General features: G+C 40.2%; 10 protein-coding genes. 8 read left to right on the top strand and 2 right to left on the bottom strand.

Annotation, left to right across the window (positions count from 1 at the left end; translation table 11 throughout):
* Positions 1-295: 295 nt before the first annotated feature.
* Both A7967_RS11080 and A7967_RS11075 read left to right on the top strand, forming a co-directional pair.
* Positions 296-2458 carry a TonB-dependent receptor gene (locus A7967_RS11080; protein WP_064435697.1) on the top strand — a complete coding sequence of 721 codons (2163 nt, stop codon included), beginning with the start codon at positions 296-298 and terminating at the stop codon, positions 2456-2458.
* 318 nt (positions 2459-2776) lie between these two features.
* Complete coding sequence (locus tag A7967_RS11075) at positions 2777-3436, top strand: hypothetical protein (RefSeq protein ID WP_054206747.1); 660 nt, start codon at positions 2777-2779, stop codon at positions 3434-3436.
* A 210-nt stretch (positions 3437-3646) separates the two neighbouring features.
* On the opposite strand, the gene A7967_RS22120 is transcribed toward A7967_RS11075, so the two are convergent.
* Positions 3647-3814 carry a DUF2986 domain-containing protein gene (locus tag A7967_RS22120; RefSeq protein ID WP_064485885.1) on the bottom strand — a complete coding sequence of 56 codons (168 nt, stop codon included), beginning with the start codon at positions 3812-3814 and terminating at the stop codon, positions 3647-3649.
* Positions 3815-4045: 231 nt separating this feature from the next.
* Between A7967_RS22120 and A7967_RS11070 the strand changes: the two genes are divergently transcribed.
* Complete coding sequence (locus A7967_RS11070; protein WP_054206748.1) at positions 4046-5536, top strand: dipeptidase; 1491 nt, start codon at positions 4046-4048, stop codon at positions 5534-5536.
* Positions 5537-5597: 61 nt separating this feature from the next.
* Here the strand turns inward: A7967_RS11070 and A7967_RS11065 are convergent, their stop codons facing one another.
* Complete coding sequence (locus tag A7967_RS11065) at positions 5598-6383, bottom strand: putative porin (RefSeq protein ID WP_054206749.1); 786 nt, start codon at positions 6381-6383, stop codon at positions 5598-5600.
* Positions 6384-6891: 508 nt separating this feature from the next.
* On the opposite strand from A7967_RS11065, the gene A7967_RS11060 reads away from it, so the two are divergent.
* The 5 genes from A7967_RS11060 to A7967_RS11040 all read left to right on the top strand — a co-directional run bounded on the left by A7967_RS11060 (position 6892) and on the right by A7967_RS11040 (position 17143).
* Positions 6892-7506, top strand: a complete 615-nt coding sequence (locus tag A7967_RS11060; RefSeq protein WP_054206750.1) for an OB-fold-containig protein — start codon at positions 6892-6894, stop codon at positions 7504-7506.
* Positions 7507-7566: 60 nt separating this feature from the next.
* On the top strand, positions 7567-9669 hold the full coding sequence (locus A7967_RS11055; protein ID WP_054206751.1) for an SPFH domain-containing protein: 2103 nt from the start codon (positions 7567-7569) through the stop codon (positions 9667-9669).
* Between the two features lie 82 nt (positions 9670-9751).
* Positions 9752-16090: a DNA repair ATPase gene (locus tag A7967_RS11050; protein ID WP_231659113.1), complete on the top strand. Its 6339-nt coding sequence runs from the start codon at positions 9752-9754 to the stop codon at positions 16088-16090.
* A gap of 71 nt (positions 16091-16161) precedes the next feature.
* Positions 16162-16515: a biotin/lipoyl-containing protein gene (locus A7967_RS11045; protein WP_054206752.1), complete on the top strand. Its 354-nt coding sequence runs from the start codon at positions 16162-16164 to the stop codon at positions 16513-16515.
* 232 nt (positions 16516-16747) lie between these two features.
* Positions 16748-17143, top strand: coding sequence for a hypothetical protein (locus A7967_RS11040; RefSeq protein WP_054206753.1), 396 nt, complete (start codon positions 16748-16750; stop codon positions 17141-17143).
* Positions 17144-17173: the final 30 nt, after the last annotated feature.

Here is a 17173-nt window from a genome sequence, read left to right as displayed (position 1 = left end):
AGCGTTTCACAGGGGCTTAATATCAAGGCGTTACTTTGCAACAATGGCCATCCCTTTTAAGAAGTAACAACGATGAGAGTAAGTGCCTGTGAAACGCCCAAAGGGTTGGTTTAAAAGCGATTTATACTGCGTTACTTTTATAAGGAATTGATTGCCTAAATCGCTTTTAATTCCAACTGAAACTCACATCTTGAGGTGGTTTGGGTATAGAGGTGCGACAATTTGTCGCGTGTTCAGTGTATTCACCAGAGTATATACTTTAGGCATCTTAAACCTGTTGTAATTAAAGAATAAAATGAACAGTCACTTTTCACTTTCTAACTCGCAATGTGTACTTTCACCTGTTGCATTGAGCATCGTAATGTTACTTTCGCCTTTTGCCATCGCCGATGAATCAATCGAAGTTATTGAAGTGCACGGGCAAAACCCCAATAAGCACGAAATGCTAGGTTCAGCTGAGCAGTTGTTAAGTGAACTCGGTGTTAATTTTTCTGCGGCTGGAGGCGTATCTAGCCTACCAATTTTAAATGGCATGATGGGTGATCGCGTAAAAGTCATTGTAGATGGCGCTGATATTACAGCAGCTTGCGGCAATCAAATGAATCCGCCTTTGTCTTACATATCAGCGAATCAAGTATCGTCGTATAGTGTTATTGCAGGGATCTCACCGGTAAGTGCTGGTGGCGATAATATAGCGGGTGTGATTAAAGTGAATTCAATTGCACCACAGTACAGCGAAGTAGCAGAGCTTGATTGGCACTCAGGGTATGTATCAGCCCAGTATCGTAGTATTAATCATGCAAAAGCCGTGGGTGTAGGCGCACGCTTGGCCAGCGATAGCTTTACATTAAGTTATCAAGGCGCATTTGAGGATGCTGATAGTTATGACGATGGTCGTGGCGACTTAGTACTTGATACGCTATATCGCGTTCAAAATCATGCATTAACAGGCGCGATTCGTGATGAAAAACAGCAGTTTGTAATTAAACTAACGCATCAAAAGATACCGTTTCAGGGCTTTGCAAATCAATATATGGATATGACCGATAACACCAGTTACGGTTTTATCTCGCAATATAGTCGCATAATTGACCGTGGTGAGTTTCAGGCTCAGGTTAATTTTAATGATGTGAAACATAAAATGGGATTTTTTACCCCAGAAAAAACCGGCATGATGCCAATGAATACGGACGCGCAAGATATTAGCTATCAACTTAACTGGCGTTTGGACTTTGATGCAGATACTCAGTTGTTGCTAGGTCAAGAATACTATGGGTATCGCATTGATGATTGGTGGCCAGCAGTACAAGGCTCAATGATGATGGGACCAAATGACTATGTGAATATAAACGACGGTAAGCGCGATCGTATTACTGGCTTTGCTGAGTTACAAAAACAGCTAAATAAAAAGTGGTGGGTATCAGCTGGTGCGCGTATTGAGCATGTAACAACAAACGCAGGAGAAGTACAAGGTTACACTGAGACAAAGATGGGCGGTGGTATGCATGAAAATATGGAGAATATGCCATCCATGGAGGGGATGCATGCAATGGGAAAAAGTAATGAGACAGCCGCGGCAGAATTTAATGCCCTTGATCGCAAACGTACTGATACATTAGTTGATGCCAGCTTATTGCTGCGTTACCAAGTTGGTGCAAACGATGAATTACAACTTGGCCTAGCACGTAAAAACCGTGCGCCTAATTTATATGAGCGTTACAGTTGGGGGGTTAGTACAATGTCAACCAGTATGATCGGCTGGTTTGGTGACGGCAATGGCTATATAGGCAACCCTGACTTAGAAGCCGAAACTGCCTACACATTAAGTGCAAGTTATACTAAATCAGCAGCCGATGAATCATGGCAAATAACAACGAATGCTTGGCGCAGCAAAGTAGATGATTATATTGACGGCACAGTGGTTGATAGCTTTAACCGTACAGATATGGCCTCAACTAAGCGTAATATTTTAAAGTTTTCAAACATTGACGCGACATTGTACGGCGTAAAGGTTGATGCGGCGCTGCGTATTTTTGAAAGTAAACACGCAGGGTTATGGTTGTTAAAAGCAGGAGTTACAGCAACACATGGTGAACGTGATGACAGCGATGAGTCGTTATATCAAATAATGCCATTGCATAGCAAAATAGCTATTGAGCAACAAGTAGGTAAATGGCAAAGTGCTTTAAGTTGGGAATGGGTTGATAGTAAAACGCGGGTTGACGCGCGCCGCTTTGAAAATAAAACCGATAGCTATAGCTTACTTAACATAGAAACCAAAGCAACATGGGACAAGCTGACGGTTAAGTTGGCAGTCACTAATTTACTTGATGAATACTATCAGCTGCCACTGGGTGGGGTGAGTATTGCTCAATACAAAAAAGACATGACCGTGGGCTTTAATCAACTAGCAGGGCAAGGGCGCTCAGTTAATTTAGGGATGAGTTATGCGTTTTAGTAAATAAAAAGGTAACTAAGCTTTAAAGGCCAAACTATTTGGCCTTTTTACATCAACTCATCACTAAACTTAACTCATCACTAAACTTAACTCATCACTAAACTTAACTCATCACTAAACTTAATACAGCTAAAAGTACGACTCTCGTTTTATAATTGTAACCTTAACAGCAATTTTGGCTTTAAGTCCTGCAACTTGAGTTGAATCAAAAATATCAGCGTAATATTGAATCTAGGAAATAACAACAAGGTGTAAATGATTAGGAACTTTGTAGAGCTTGTATGGTCAGATTGCATTATCGTTTAGGGAACAAACATTGTGACAACATGGCGCCGGCCTCTTATTATTTCATTACTGCTCCACGGCATTGTTTTTTCAATTATAATGACCGTAAAAACACCAGTGCTAGTTGCTGTAGAAACGCCACCCATCAAAGCATACATAGTTAGTATGCCGCCACCTAATCCATTGCCTGTAATAGAAACGCCCAGCATTCAGCGAGAAGAAGCCACACTACCGAAAAAGATTGAAAACCCTATTATTCCTGCTGAAAACACGATTATAAAAATTAAAAAACAAGTAAAGCCATTAAAACCTGCAGCGCCAAAGGCACTAGAGGACACTAATAGCTACAAAAAAATAGACCTCAAACTAGGTTTGAAAAGTATTCTAAAAAAACAGCAAAATACGTTTCCATCAACATTTCAACAGTCACAAAACTCAGCACAACCACAGCGTCTCACAGTCCCAAAAGAGCATCAAATAGCCAACATAGACCCATTAAAAATTGAGAAGCAAAGCATGCAATTCACCACCTATCGCTTTGGTGATAAGTGCTTTAAAAAAGTATCGATTGGAGCCGGTGTAATGCCAAAAAATGATCTACCAGATAGTTACATTATGAGTATCACTTGCGCAACAACAAAAATAACCGACGCCTACGATAAGGCAATGAACAAATGGTTAGAAAAAAAGTGATTAATGCGCTGAGGTTGTTATTGGTGTACGAGACGTATTTAAATAATCACGAGTAAACAAGATAATGAGGCGGTAATGATTGTGCAGGAATTGCTTACAGTCAATTCCCTGCGCTTGTTTATGTAATATCGCCCCTACATCTCTATACTCAAAGACGATAACTGGCAGAGAATTGACCTTTATAGACTTACGAATGAAGCGTGTTTATTTTTATGCTTCATCACTTACTACAGTGTCTGCTTGTTCTTCAGCAAGTAAAGCTAATCTTTCACGTTCTGCTTTAGAGACATAAGCGGGCTTATTACTTTTATGTAATTTTGCATTGGCGCGCTTGTCCCTGCTATTAAATTTAGTAACTATCTTCTTTCTGCGATTCATAACTCACTCACACCTTAAAAATGGTGGCATATTATACAGCGCAATGAACGCTATTAGCTATCGAATTATTATGCGATTAGAAAATATCTGTAGCGATAGGTACAAAGCTAGCATCGAAATCATCAACGGCGTTACACTTATCACCCAAACCACCTCAAGATGCAGAGTTCAAAGTTGCACTTGGGCTTGGATGTCACCTAATTTGGTCTTTCAATTTAATAGGATCTCGCTTTGAAACAATTTTTTTTAGCAAGCTTGGCGTTATTAGCTGCAACTGCTCACGCCAATATAGATAGTCGTAGTGATGCGGTTGCGCAGTACGCAGTAAACACATACCAAGATGCACAAATTCACACTTTAGCAAATATGGTTTCTTTTCCAACAGTCAATAAAAACGGAATTAATACACCAGACAACCCAGACTTTATTGGTTTTAAAGCGCTATTAAAAATGAAAGCAGCAGCGCTGGGATTTGATTATCAAGATTTGGGTTACACCGTTTTAATTGGCATGGGCAAGCAAACAGAAAAAGTAACGATAGTCACCCATGGTGATGTGCAACCCGCTAACGCCAGCAAATGGAAAAAAAGCCCGTTTGAAATCGACAGTACTTCAGAGCCAGGCAAATTGATTGCTCGCGGTACAGAGGATGACAAAGGCGCTATTGCCACAGCGCTTTATGCAATGAAAGCAATAAAAGATCAGGGCATTGACCTTAATAATCGCATTGAGCTAATGATTTATTTAGCTGAAGAGTCTGATTGGGGACCCCTTGAAGAGTTTATGAGGACCTACCCACAACCAAAGTATGCGGTGACGATTGATGCCTCATACCCTGTAGTTGTGGCAGAAAAAGGCTGGAGTTTGGTTGAACCTACTTTTAATGCAACATCGGCACAAACTAGCGCGTATGTAAGCGAACTTAAAGGTGGCGCATTTAAAAGCCAAATTCCGGAAGATGCCAGTGTTATATTACATAATGCCGATACAGTATTAGTTAGCAAGCTTAAACATGCAGCGAGTGCACTAAACGCTGTAGAGTTTAACTTTAGCGAACAAGAAAGTGGAGTACTAATTAGCGTTAAAGGTATGTCAGCACACTCTTCAGAGCCGGAGTCGGGTGTGAATGCCATTGCCTACTTAGCTGAACTTTTTAAAGGCATTAAGCTTGAAAGTAATAGCGATGCACAAACAATTCATTTTATTAACCAGCTGATAGGCCTTGATATACACGGTAAAGATTTTGGTGATATAGCATATGAGCATAACTTTATGGGACCAATGACGGTGGCACCAACACTGATTGAGCGTGATGGTAATGCACTCACACTTGCAGTGAACTTGCGTCGCCCAGTTGGTAAAGATGAAGCTGTATTACGCGCACAAATAAACAGCGCTTTGGCAAATTGGCAATCTGTAAATAAAGCCAAGTTGAGTAATATTGATATCGTGATTGGTAAACCAATGCTGCTCGACAGCGCACCACACGCTCAGGCTTTACTTGATATATTTAAACACTTTACTGGCGATAAAGACGCGGGCTTTGTATCGATTGGTGGTGGCACAAACGCAAAACTATTTGATAATGCCGTATCGTTCGGTCCATCAATGCCAGGAAAGCGTTACACAGGCCATTCAGAGCATGAGTTTATTACTGTAGAGCAGCTTAAGTTAAACTTAAAAATGTACACCGCGATGATGATTGAACTGGGAAATATGTAATACTTTAAATACCATAAATTGCCGCTGATTAGCGGCAATTAACCACGTTCAGGTTCGTTAATTAAAACTGTGCGACAAATTTAGCTGCGTATTGTTCACCTTCCTCAACATTGCTAAAGTGAGCCGTAAAATAATATTGGCTATTTATAAAATATTTAGCTTCAAGTTGCAGATGTGAATCAGCAACACCCGCGCCAATAGCCACATTGCGATTAAAATAATAATTAGCCATACCAGAGAATACAGAATCAACACCATTGTCTTCATAAGCTAAATCAACACTTAAATAGCGCTCATGACTAAGGTGGTGAAAATAACGTGTAGAGGCATTCCAAGTATCAATATCATCGTCAGTTTCAATCGTAAAACCAAGGTAATCTGTGTCATTTAGTTGATGATTGTATTGAGCTTTAAACCAATAAATCGTATCGGCGGCTTTAAACTCAGCTAAACGAACTGACACTTTGAGCGACTGTGCAAATACATACCCTAAGCCTAATGAATAGTCGTCGGTTTCACCTAAATCAGCAAGCTCAACACTTGCAAACCATTTATTATAAAAGCCCTCAGCAAACAGCCCAAAGTTGTCTGCGTCATCATCATTAAAGTAATCAAGTTTAATGTTAGTATCAGTGTCTAAGTAACCAAAATCATCCCATACGCCAGAATGTTGTTGCGGTGCAAAATAGTAATGGCTAGAAAGCGCGACAGAGTCATTATCGTTAGTTATATTTTTTAAGGTGTTATATGTTGCGGTATTAAACCATTGATGGGTTTTAGGCTCCGATGCAATAACAGGCAGGGAGCATGATAAAGCAAAAAGTGACAGTGGGATTAAGTAGCGCATAAATATCCTTTTAGAATAGCGAAGTTTGTATTTCAGCATTCTAAGTTAAGTAATGCATTTATCGCTAATTATAGAAGTGAAATACTAGGGCGTGTTGACCTTTGTAGATTGAAATTTGTTCAATCTAGGGGCGATTTAATCGCGGCGCGAGATTTGTAACCTAGTGGGCTAAGTAAAAATCGAGCAACAAAGAGTTAATCGCCCCTAGGAAGAACCCTTTGGGCAGCGCATGTTTGGCATTTATACTGCGTTATCGCCTATTTATGGGGAGCAACCACACCACATAGGCTCTGCCTTGCCTAAATACCAAACATACTGCTGCAAAATCAATCACGAAAGGTCAACACGCCCTAGGCAGCGTTAGTTAATTTAGCGTATTCGTAGCCAAAAGTTATTTACATTGTTTATATTTCAAACCCATAATAGGTATAAATAACTTAACAAATACATCGCTAGATGATAAAAAGTTATATGCAAGTATTGTAATTAAAAAATGGACTGCAGTTATATGGAATTTTTAAACTTAGCTCTTACCTTTCCCACTGTTATTTTTTCAGCGCTGTTATTGGTTGTCGTGTTGTTTTGGGCAATAACTTTAATCGGCTTTGCTGATATTGATATGTTTGAATCTGATATTGACGCTGATGCATCGCAAAGCTCAGGCATCAGTTCATGGCTGAATATGGGCTTTGGTGGCATACCTATCACGGTGTCAGTTAGTCTTGTTGTGATGATTAGTTGGTTAATCAGTATTTACGCACATAAGTTTTTTGCTTATTTACTTGGTGATGGCACTTTATTTTATATTTTAGGTGTGGTGATGCTAGTAACCTGTTTGGTGGTTGCCATTCCCGTTGCGGCTATTATTTCACGCCCACTTCAGCGCTTTTTTACTAGCGCAGAAACCTCCCAAAGTTCTGATTTACTTGGTTTAGAGTGTATTGTTGTTACAGGTAAAGTAACCAATACATTTGGTCAAGCACGCGTTCAATTTCAAGGTACTGAGCAATTAATCGAAGTCAGAGCAGAAAATAACGAACCCTTTACTTCAGGCGACACTGCTGTGTTGCTTGATCACCTCAAAGAGCAACATTGTTACATTATTGCCGCAAAGCCTTGGTAATTTCCTGCGTTTTAGGAATAAGTAACATATAACAAATCAATAATCACGTTAGGACATAACATGGAATTTTTAGATAACCTCATACCTATATTAACCTTTGTAGGTATAGCAATAGCGGTCATTTTTGCTATTTTGCTTATTATTGGCAAGTTTTATCGTAAAGTAGAGCAAGGCCAAGCGCTGATCATTAATAAAATGAAAAATGAGCCCGATGTCACCACTACAGGCGGTATTGTTTATCCTGTAATCCATAAAATGGAAGTAATGGATATTTCCACTAAACGTATGGTACTTGAGCGTAAAGATAAAGGTGGTTTGATCTGTAAGGACAATATTCGTGCCGACATTGCTATTACATTTTATATTCGTGTAAACGAAAATAAAGAAGATATTTTACGTGTTGCTAAGCATGTAGGGTGTGCTCGCGCCTCTGAGCACGACACTTTGCAAGAACTGTTTGAAGCCAAATTTTCAGAAGCGCTTAAAACAGTGGGTAAGCGCATGGATTTTGTTGAGTTATTTACTCATCGAAATGAATTTCGCGACAATATAAAAGAAGTGATTGGCCAAGACTTATCAGGCTATACGCTTGAAGATGTAGCAATCGATTACCTTGAACAAACGTCGATTGATAAACTTGATCCGCAAAACATTCTTGATGCTGAAGGTATTCGCCGCATCACCGAAATGACCGCTGTACAAAATGTGTCGACTAATCAATTAAAGTGTGACGAACGCGCTAAAATTGAGATCCAAAATCAAGAAGCCACCGAAAAATCACTCGAAATTGAGCGTCAAAAGCAAGATGCCATGTCGCGCCAAGTACGAGAAATAGAAACCGTTAAAGCGCGCGAATTTGCCGAAGCTGAAAAAGTACGTCAAGAAGAGCGCCTTAAATCAGAACAAGCACGTATTCAGTCTGAAGAAGCTATTGGTATCAGCGAGCAAAATAAACAGCGTGAGCTGGATATAGCTGAACAAAATAGACTACGCGTTTTAGGTATTGAGGAAGAGAAAGTAGCGCGCTCGCGTGAAATTGAAGTAATAGAACGCGAAAGAGAAACTGAAATTCTACGTATCAACAAAGAAAAAGCGCTGGAAGTTGAGCGTAAAGAAATCGCTGACGTAGTACGTGATCGCGTTATTGTTGAAAAATCAGTAGCTGAAGAAGAAGAGCGTATTAAAGACGTAAAAGTACTTGCTGGTGCTGAACGTGAAAAAGGCGCAATGATCATCCGTGCTAAAGCACAAGCAGAAGAGTTATTAGTTAAAGATATTGAAGCGGCAAAAGCGCAAGAGCAAGCGGCAGAGTATAAAAGCCGTGAACTTGAAACAATGGCCAATGCAGAGCTGAGAATTGCTAATCAGCAAGCTGAATCTAAAAAGATCCTTGCTCAGGCACATCAAGTTGAAACCGCGGCACAAGGTCTTGCTGAAGCTGATGTTATTAAAGCTAAGGCAGAAGCAAATGCAATTCAAGGCGAGACAGATGCGAAAATAATGCGTCAAAAACTTGAGGCTGAAGCACAAGGTAATCGTGAAATTGGTTTATCTCAAGCGCAAGTTCAAACCGCGATGGCCGATGCAAACGAGAAACAAGGTGAAGTTGAAGCGATTAACCTTGAACGTAAAATGCGTGCAGAAGCAAAAGGCCTTGAAGAGAAACTACAAGCCCTTAACTCTATGGATCAAGATGCCCGCGATTATGAGAGTTTCACGCTACAGCTTAATCAACAAAAAGAGTTGGTACTGGCAAAAATTTCAGCAAGCAAAGACATTGCAGAGCATCAAGCTCACATAATGGCTAAAGCATTGGGTGATGCCGATATCAATATTATGGGTGGTGATGGCCAGTTCTTTAATCAATTTATGAGTGCAATCAGTTTAGGTAAATCAATTGATGGCCTAGTTGATGAAAGTAAAACTGTGCAAACAGTGTTTAAAGATCACTTAAACGGTGATCGTAATTTAATTGAAGACCTAAAAGGTGTGCTAGCAGGGGCCAATGGCTCAGCTGAAACACTTAAAAACTTTAATATGAGCAAGTTACTTAAGCAGTTAAGTAATACAACAGCGGCTGAAAAAAGCCAATTGTTGAGTATGTTAGGTGGCAATTTAGGTGGTGGTTTAGAGGATAAAATTAAGCTAGATACAAAAGACTAGTCTGGTTTCTAAGTTTCATCCCTTTAGCCGTAATAGATTACTTATTACGGCTAACTTTAATTAAATTTCAGGATAGTTTTTCATGACGGACGCAACACAACAAGCGCTAGAGCAAGGCTCATACGACTTAATTAAACGCCGCTTAAGTAATTTTGGCGGGACTTTAAAAACGCAAATTGATGAAGTTAATCAACAGCGTATAACGGAGTTTGGCAGTACAGAATTACAAGTTAAAGGGCGAGTGCGAGTTCGTACGGAGCAAAATTGTACACCGCGTGACATTGTAATTGTAGGCGATAAAGTTATTTTTGCTTATAACGTATTACTTGGGTTAAAAAAAGAAACCTCAATTAACGACGTGTTTAGCGTACAAAAATTAGTAGAGCAAGACGATCACTTTGAAGTGGAAGCTTACCCAGAGCAAACCCGTTTTTTAACTGATACGCGCTTTATTCGAGATTTTGAAGAGCTTTATACTTACTACAAACAAACCAGTTTACAGCACTTATACCAACAAAATGGCAAGCTGTTTGCGTTATTCCAAATTGGCGACAAGTTATCGGATGTGCGGGTTTTTCGCTGGGAAATTCACCCAGACAATACCATCAATTATATAGATAACCGCGGCGAACGTGATATTCAACACGCCCATGACTACGATTTTGAATGGCTCAAAACTGACCGCAGTGATCACGTAGAAGGGCGCCATGCCCATATTAATATTGCTGACCAAGTTTTTGTGGAGACCATAGGTGGTTCACTCACGATTAAAATTGAAAACAGCACAGATACCGGTGAAGGTATTTACCAAGAGCCGGTTGATGATAAAAACCAATCTCTCGCTGATAGTGATGTGGAATACGCGCTGGTGGGCGATTTAGTACTAATAAAAATACTCCCGTATCGCGAAAAAACATGGCGTTACTTTATTTTTAATACGCGTACTCAGCAGGTTGCTCGCCAAGATGCCATTGGCAGTGCCTGCGTTACTTTACCTGAAGATCACGGTGTTATTTTTCCCGGTGGTTATTATTTACAATCAGGGCAAGCGCGATCGTTTGAAGAGCAAATAGAAGATCTTGAATTCCACAGGCAGATAAAGTCACCTAACGGCGAAGATGTTTTATACGTATTTTATGAGCCAAGCGAAGGTCGTTATGCACTGTTTGCATACAATATTATTGATAAAAACCTGCAAAACCCTATCTATTGTCACGGCTACGGCATATACAACGATGGTTTAACGCTTACCTTTAAAGCTGATAAAGACGAACCTGAACGCGTACACCCGATTCAAATTTGGCAAAGCCCATTTGTATCAGCTGAATTTGCTGCGAATGCGCCGCCGCTGACCAGCTTTTTTGGCAAAATAGGTAACCCTGATTTAGTACGCGGTATTTCTGACTTGTACAGTGTTTGTAAAGCAATAAATGAACAAAGCCCGAGTCTATTTCATTACGAAGACATGATTGCGTTAAGTCGTAATATTTTCGACCGTTATCATTGGCTTAATGAAGGTGAGTTTACTGAAATTGCTCAAAACCTGCACAGCATTAATGAAACTGCTGAGCAAGTGCTGGATGAATTTGAAAAAGTTACTGAAATTCAAAACAAAGCCAAGCAAGCCTTGGTGGATATTAATAAACAATATACTGATGTAACTCGTGACATACGCCCAGATAGCTTTAAAGCTGCGCCACAGTTTGTGCAGGGTATTGATGCGTTAAAAATCTTAAAAGGGCAAGTGATCAGCCTTGAAGACATTAAGTATATAGATACAGATGCACTTAACGCACTACAAAACCAAATTGATGAAAGGCTTGGCGAAGTAAGCCAAGCAACAGCTGCATTTTTACAACAAGATAGCGCATTAGCACCGTACCACGAAAAACTAAAAGAGCTGGAAGAACTCAGCAGTAAAAGCGAAAGTGTCAGCGAGCTAAAAACGTATATAGCGCAACTTGATACGCAAAGCGTGGAGCTTGATTTACTCAACCACACCATGCTTGATTTAGACATTGATGACAGCCGCGTACGCACGCAAATATTAGAAGACATCAGTGCTGTTTATGCGCTGGTTAATCGCGCTAAAGCCAGTATTGAAATTCGTCAAAAAAGCCTGGGTAGTGTTGAAGCAAAAGCCGAATTTGCCGCACGCTTTAAGCTGTTTTCGCAAAGTATTACTAACGCGCTAAATAACGCCAAAACACCAGAAGCGTGTGACGATCAATTATCTCGATTACTGATTCAGCTCGAAGAGCTTGAATCGCAATTTAGTGACTTTGACGAATACCTCAGTGAGATTATTGCAAAGCGCGATGACGTATACGAAAGCTTTGAAGCGCACAAACAAAGCTTAATTGATACTCGCCAGCGCCGTGCACTTAACTTAGCTAACGCTGCAGAGCGTATTTTACAGGGCGTAAACCGCCGCGCGCAAAGCTTTACTGAGCTTGATGCGCTCAATACCTATTTTGCTGCCGATCCTATGATCAGCAAATTACGCGCATTGACTACTGAGCTCAAAGAGTTAGGCGATGAAATACGTGCCGATGATATTCAATCAAAACTCAAAGCGAGTAAAGACCAGGGCATTCGCTCACTGCGTGACAAACAAGACATTTTTACTGATGGCGGTAATTCAGTCAGTATTGGTAAACACGCATTTAGCGTAAATAAGCAGCTGCTTGATTTAACGTTATTGCCGCGCGATGAGCAACTAATGCTGCACTTAACGGGAACTGATTATTTTGAACCAATAACAGATGAGCAAAGCCTTAATACGCTACAGCAAAGTCGCCATTTGTGGCAACAAACCTTGGTCTCTGAGAATGACGAGGTTTATCGTGGTGAGTATTTAGCTGCGCAAATATTGCTTGCGTGTGAAAACAGTGAGCACTCGCTTACATTTGTACAATTACAACAGGCACAAAAAGAAGATACCTTACTTTCGTTAGTGCAAAAGTTTGCTGAGCCGCGCTACCAAGAGGGTTACGAAAAAGGTATTCACGATCACGATGCATGCGCAATTATTGACACCTTATTGACTCAAAAAAATAGCTTAGATTTGCTTATTTACCCTGCAAGTTGTCGGATTGTGGCGCAGTTATTTAGCGCACAATTATCAACCGCACAACTGAATACATTTTATCATCAAGCGATCAATGCCATTTTGATGGATAAACATTTTGGTGCAACCAGTTTTATCAGCTCCTTGAATGAGCAATTAAGTCAGCAAATTGCAGAGTATTTACCGCAAATAAGTAAACTGCGCGCGCGCTTTACTGATTTATCAAGTGACTTAGCCGCCGCTTACTTAGTGCAGCAGTTAGCGCAACAAAAAACAGCAGAACAACAACAGTTTATTATTTCTCAGCAGGCCAAAAACTTAGCTGAGCAGTTTAGTAGTGACGCCAAAGCAAAAGGCTATATTAACGAGCTTAATCATGCATGCGAAAATGTAACGCAAACTGATGAACGTGCATTATTATTTTTAAGTTGGGTAAACGCCTATTGCATGCAAAGTGATAAAGTAAATGCCGTCGTGCAGGCTGAAGCTGCAAACTATGCGCATTTAAGTGCAACAACAAAACTGCATTATCATGTACTCGATGTTACCCCTATAACGCAGGTTGAACGCCTTATGGGCCAACATAAGCGAGTGCAAGAGCAAATACTGAATGTAGATTACGCTGAGTTTTATGCTCGCACGCGTAAATACATCACCGAGCAAGTACCTGCATTTGAGCAATATCACACATTACGCAGCGATATTTTGGCTGAGCAAAAAGAGCGTCTGCAGCTTGACGAATTTAAAGCACGCCCGCTTAGCTCGTTTGTACGTAATCAGCTGATCAACAAAGTGTACTTTCCAATTATTGGCGATAACTTAGCAAAACAAATTGGCTCAGCGGGTAAAAATAAACGCACCGATTTAATGGGCATGTTATTACTTATTTCGCCGCCAGGTTACGGTAAAACAACCTTGGTTGAATACGTTGCAAACCGTTTAGGACTAACCTTTGTTAAAGTAAATTGCCCATCGATAGGGCATGATCAGGTTTCTTTAGACCCAGCACAGGCAATTAATGCCACCGCTGAAAAAGAAATTGCAAAAATTAACCAAAGCTTTGAAATGGGCAATAACGTAATGCTCTACTTGGATGATATTCAGCATACCAACCCAGAGTTTTTACAAAAATTTATTTCATTGTGTGATGGCTCACGCCGAATTGATGGCGTGTGGAATGGCAAAAGTAAAACCTATGATTTACGGGGCAAAAAGTTTGCTGTAGTGATGGCCGGTAACCCCTATACGGAATCTGGCGAGAGCTTTAAAATTCCTGACATGCTAGCTAACCGCGCCGATATTTATAACTTAGGTGATACTTTGGCAGGCTGTGAGCAAGAATTTGCCATGAGCTTTATTGAAAATGCACTGACCTCCAATTCAGTATTAGCGCCACTGGCTAATCGCAATATGGACGATTTATATAAATTAGTGCGTATTTGCCAAGGCGAAGACATTTCATTAAATGAAATGGAACATGGGTACTCACAGGCCGAAGCTAACGAAATTAAAGCCGTACTCACGCGACTAATGACCATTCGTAATACCGTACTTAAAGTTAACGCCCAGTATATAGCCTCCGCCGCACAAGATAATAATTACCGTACCGAGCCCCCATTTAAGCTCCAAGGTAGTTACCGTAACATGAACAAAATGGCGGAGAAGGTCGTAGCTGCCATGAATGACGAAGAGCTTGAAAACCTTATACGCGATCATTATCGCGGCGAAGCGCAAACACTCAGTAAAGGCTCTGAAGAGAACTTACTCAAACTGGGTGAACTGCGTGGTACATTAACGCAAGAAGATCACGCTCGTTACAGCCAAATTAAAGAAGACTTTGTGCGCTTAAATAAACTCGATGGAGCAGGCAGCCCAGTCATGATGGCTGTTGAGCAAATGGGGTATTTACATGAATCACTTGAGGGCATTGCCAGTAAGCTCAGTAAAAATAACCTAAGCCACGATTACAGTGATTTACTGCAAAGTGTAGGCGTTAATATTCAAGGGCTAGATAATAAGCACGCATTGGCCGCACTTGCGCAATCGCTTGATAACGGCTTTAAGCAAACGCCTTATGAGAGTGGACTTGAGCAATTAAGTGCTGCAATTGCAAGTAATAACAACCACAGCCAGCTTAACGCCCTCACCAAAGCGACCAGTGAAAACAATACCAACCAAGCGTTTAATAACTTAGAACAAGCTTTAGGCAAGCATTTAGCACCACTTGATAATAAAGCGGCTATTACTGAGCTGGTTGCTGCGGTATCAAATAACAACAATCATTCACAGCTCAATGAATTGAGCAAAGTGCTCACTGCAAACAATAGCAATCAATCCATTAATGTATTGGGGCAACAACTAGGTGAACATTTAGCGCAACTTCGCAATCAAGACGCTCTCAGTGAGCTGACCAATGCGGTAGCAGGTAATAATAATCATGCGCAATTGAATGAATTAGCTACACTCGTTGCAGCGAATAATAATAATCAAACATTGAACATGCTTAGCCAGCAACTAGAGCAGATGAGTAATGCCGTTGCAAGTAATAACAATCACGCACAATTGAGCGAGTTAGCTAAAGTGGTTGCGGCCAATAATAGTAACCAAACCTTGAGCATGCTGGGTCAACAATTAAGTGAATATATAGCGCCACTTGATAATAAAGCCCAGTTAAATGAGCTGATAAAAGCGGTTGCTAGCAACAGTAGCCATGCTCAAATTGACAACCTAGGCGAAAAGTTAACGCAAGCAATTAATAGCAATAACAATCATCAGCAGCTAACGCAACTTGGTGAAACATTAGATCAGCTTAAGCAGGTTACAAGTGACAATAATAACCAACAAAGCTTTGAGCAATTAATAACAGCACTTAATATGCAAACAGAGCAATTAAATACTAAAACTGAGTTAAACACGCTAGCCAGTGCAATTGCCAATAGTACGCCAGATGCCGCGCTTAATGATTTAAAACACGCATTATTAGCGGGGAGCCAAGCGCAAATGCAGTTGTTGAGCGAGCAATTATTAGTGGCGCTTAAATCGCTTGATCATAGTGAGCAACTGGCTCAAATACTCACTGCGTTGGCAGATAATAATATAGCGCAGTTAGCGCCAGATTTAGTTAATCAGCTATTAGATGAACTAGAACACAACAATAATCGTGATGTATTGGAGTTAATGGCCCAACAAAATGTTAAAAATGCTGAGCAACAAGTCATACAAAGCGATGAACACAAACAGGCGTTAGATGCGCTGTTAACAGCAATGAAAAATCAGCCTGCACAGGTAATAACTAAAGTCGTTGAAACTGACACAAAAGATGACGCAATGCCTAGGCAAACTCTTTTGTAACAGGTGACAATCTAATTAAACGCACCTTCAATAGTGAGAGTGCGTATATTAACTATAAGGAAATGATAAATATGGATATTCAAGCACCAGAGTTATTTGATTCAATGGGCGAGGCAAAAATTGCCGCAGTTTATGTCAACGATGGACAGGCTGTTACAGCTAACCAAGCATTATTTGACGTTGAACTTGAAAAAGCGGTACTTGAAGTTATCGCACCCAGTGCAGGAATTGTGTATGATTTTAAAGCCAAAGTTGGCGATGTTATTCACTCTGAGCAGGTAATTATGCTTTTGCGAGAAAAATTACCCGGTGAGCAAACAGCGGATAAAAAACTACCCCTTGAAGAAGAGGTCGCTTTTTTAAAAGCTGAAAACGCACGACTTAAACAACAGCTAAAAGAGCAACAATTAACAGCTGCGGGTTAGTGGCTCTTGGGCAAGTACTATGCATGCCCGTTCAACGTATTGGCGATAATGTTTAATCGTCACCTGCTAGACAACCATAAGCAGAGTGTATATTAGTATGATTTATCAAGCCAAAATTTGATCCACAGGTATAATTAGAGCTGTGTGTATTTATAGTTTCTTGTGTTTTCCTCCCAAGTCAAAAAATAGGGAAAGTACTCTTTAATTAAATTGCTATATTTGAAAGGTAATTATGAAGTATCTCTCTATTGCGTTATTAGCTTTTAGCTTCTCAAGCCATGCTTGCATGCCTTCGGTGAATATCGATATAGCAGAAGTAGTTGTGGAAGTATCTAATCCAGTTTTTGAAGAAGGAATGATCATTAACGCGAAGACTGGAAAGGTAACTGCTAAGATATTTTTTAACAAAAAGGGGAAAGTTGTTAAAATTGAAAATTTGGATTTGACGCCTTCTTCCCTACCTTTACAGCCAATTGAAGAAGCTCTATATTCATCAAAGCGACACTTTTCTTCGGGGAAGGCTACATCACATGATATTACAATTGATTTTCCAATTGATTTTCCAATTGAATTTAGAGAAAAAATAAAGTTACAGCTGAATCTAAGTCCACCAGTCTTTGGAAAGTAGAGTATTTCAAATATAAGCGGGTAGTTGGAA

The sequence above is a fragment of the Pseudoalteromonas neustonica genome (genome assembly GCF_001653135.1).
GTDB lineage: Bacteria > Pseudomonadota > Gammaproteobacteria > Enterobacterales > Alteromonadaceae > Pseudoalteromonas > Pseudoalteromonas neustonica.
Note: the sequence above shows the minus strand (reverse complement) of the source record. Positions and strands in the feature narration are given on the sequence as shown.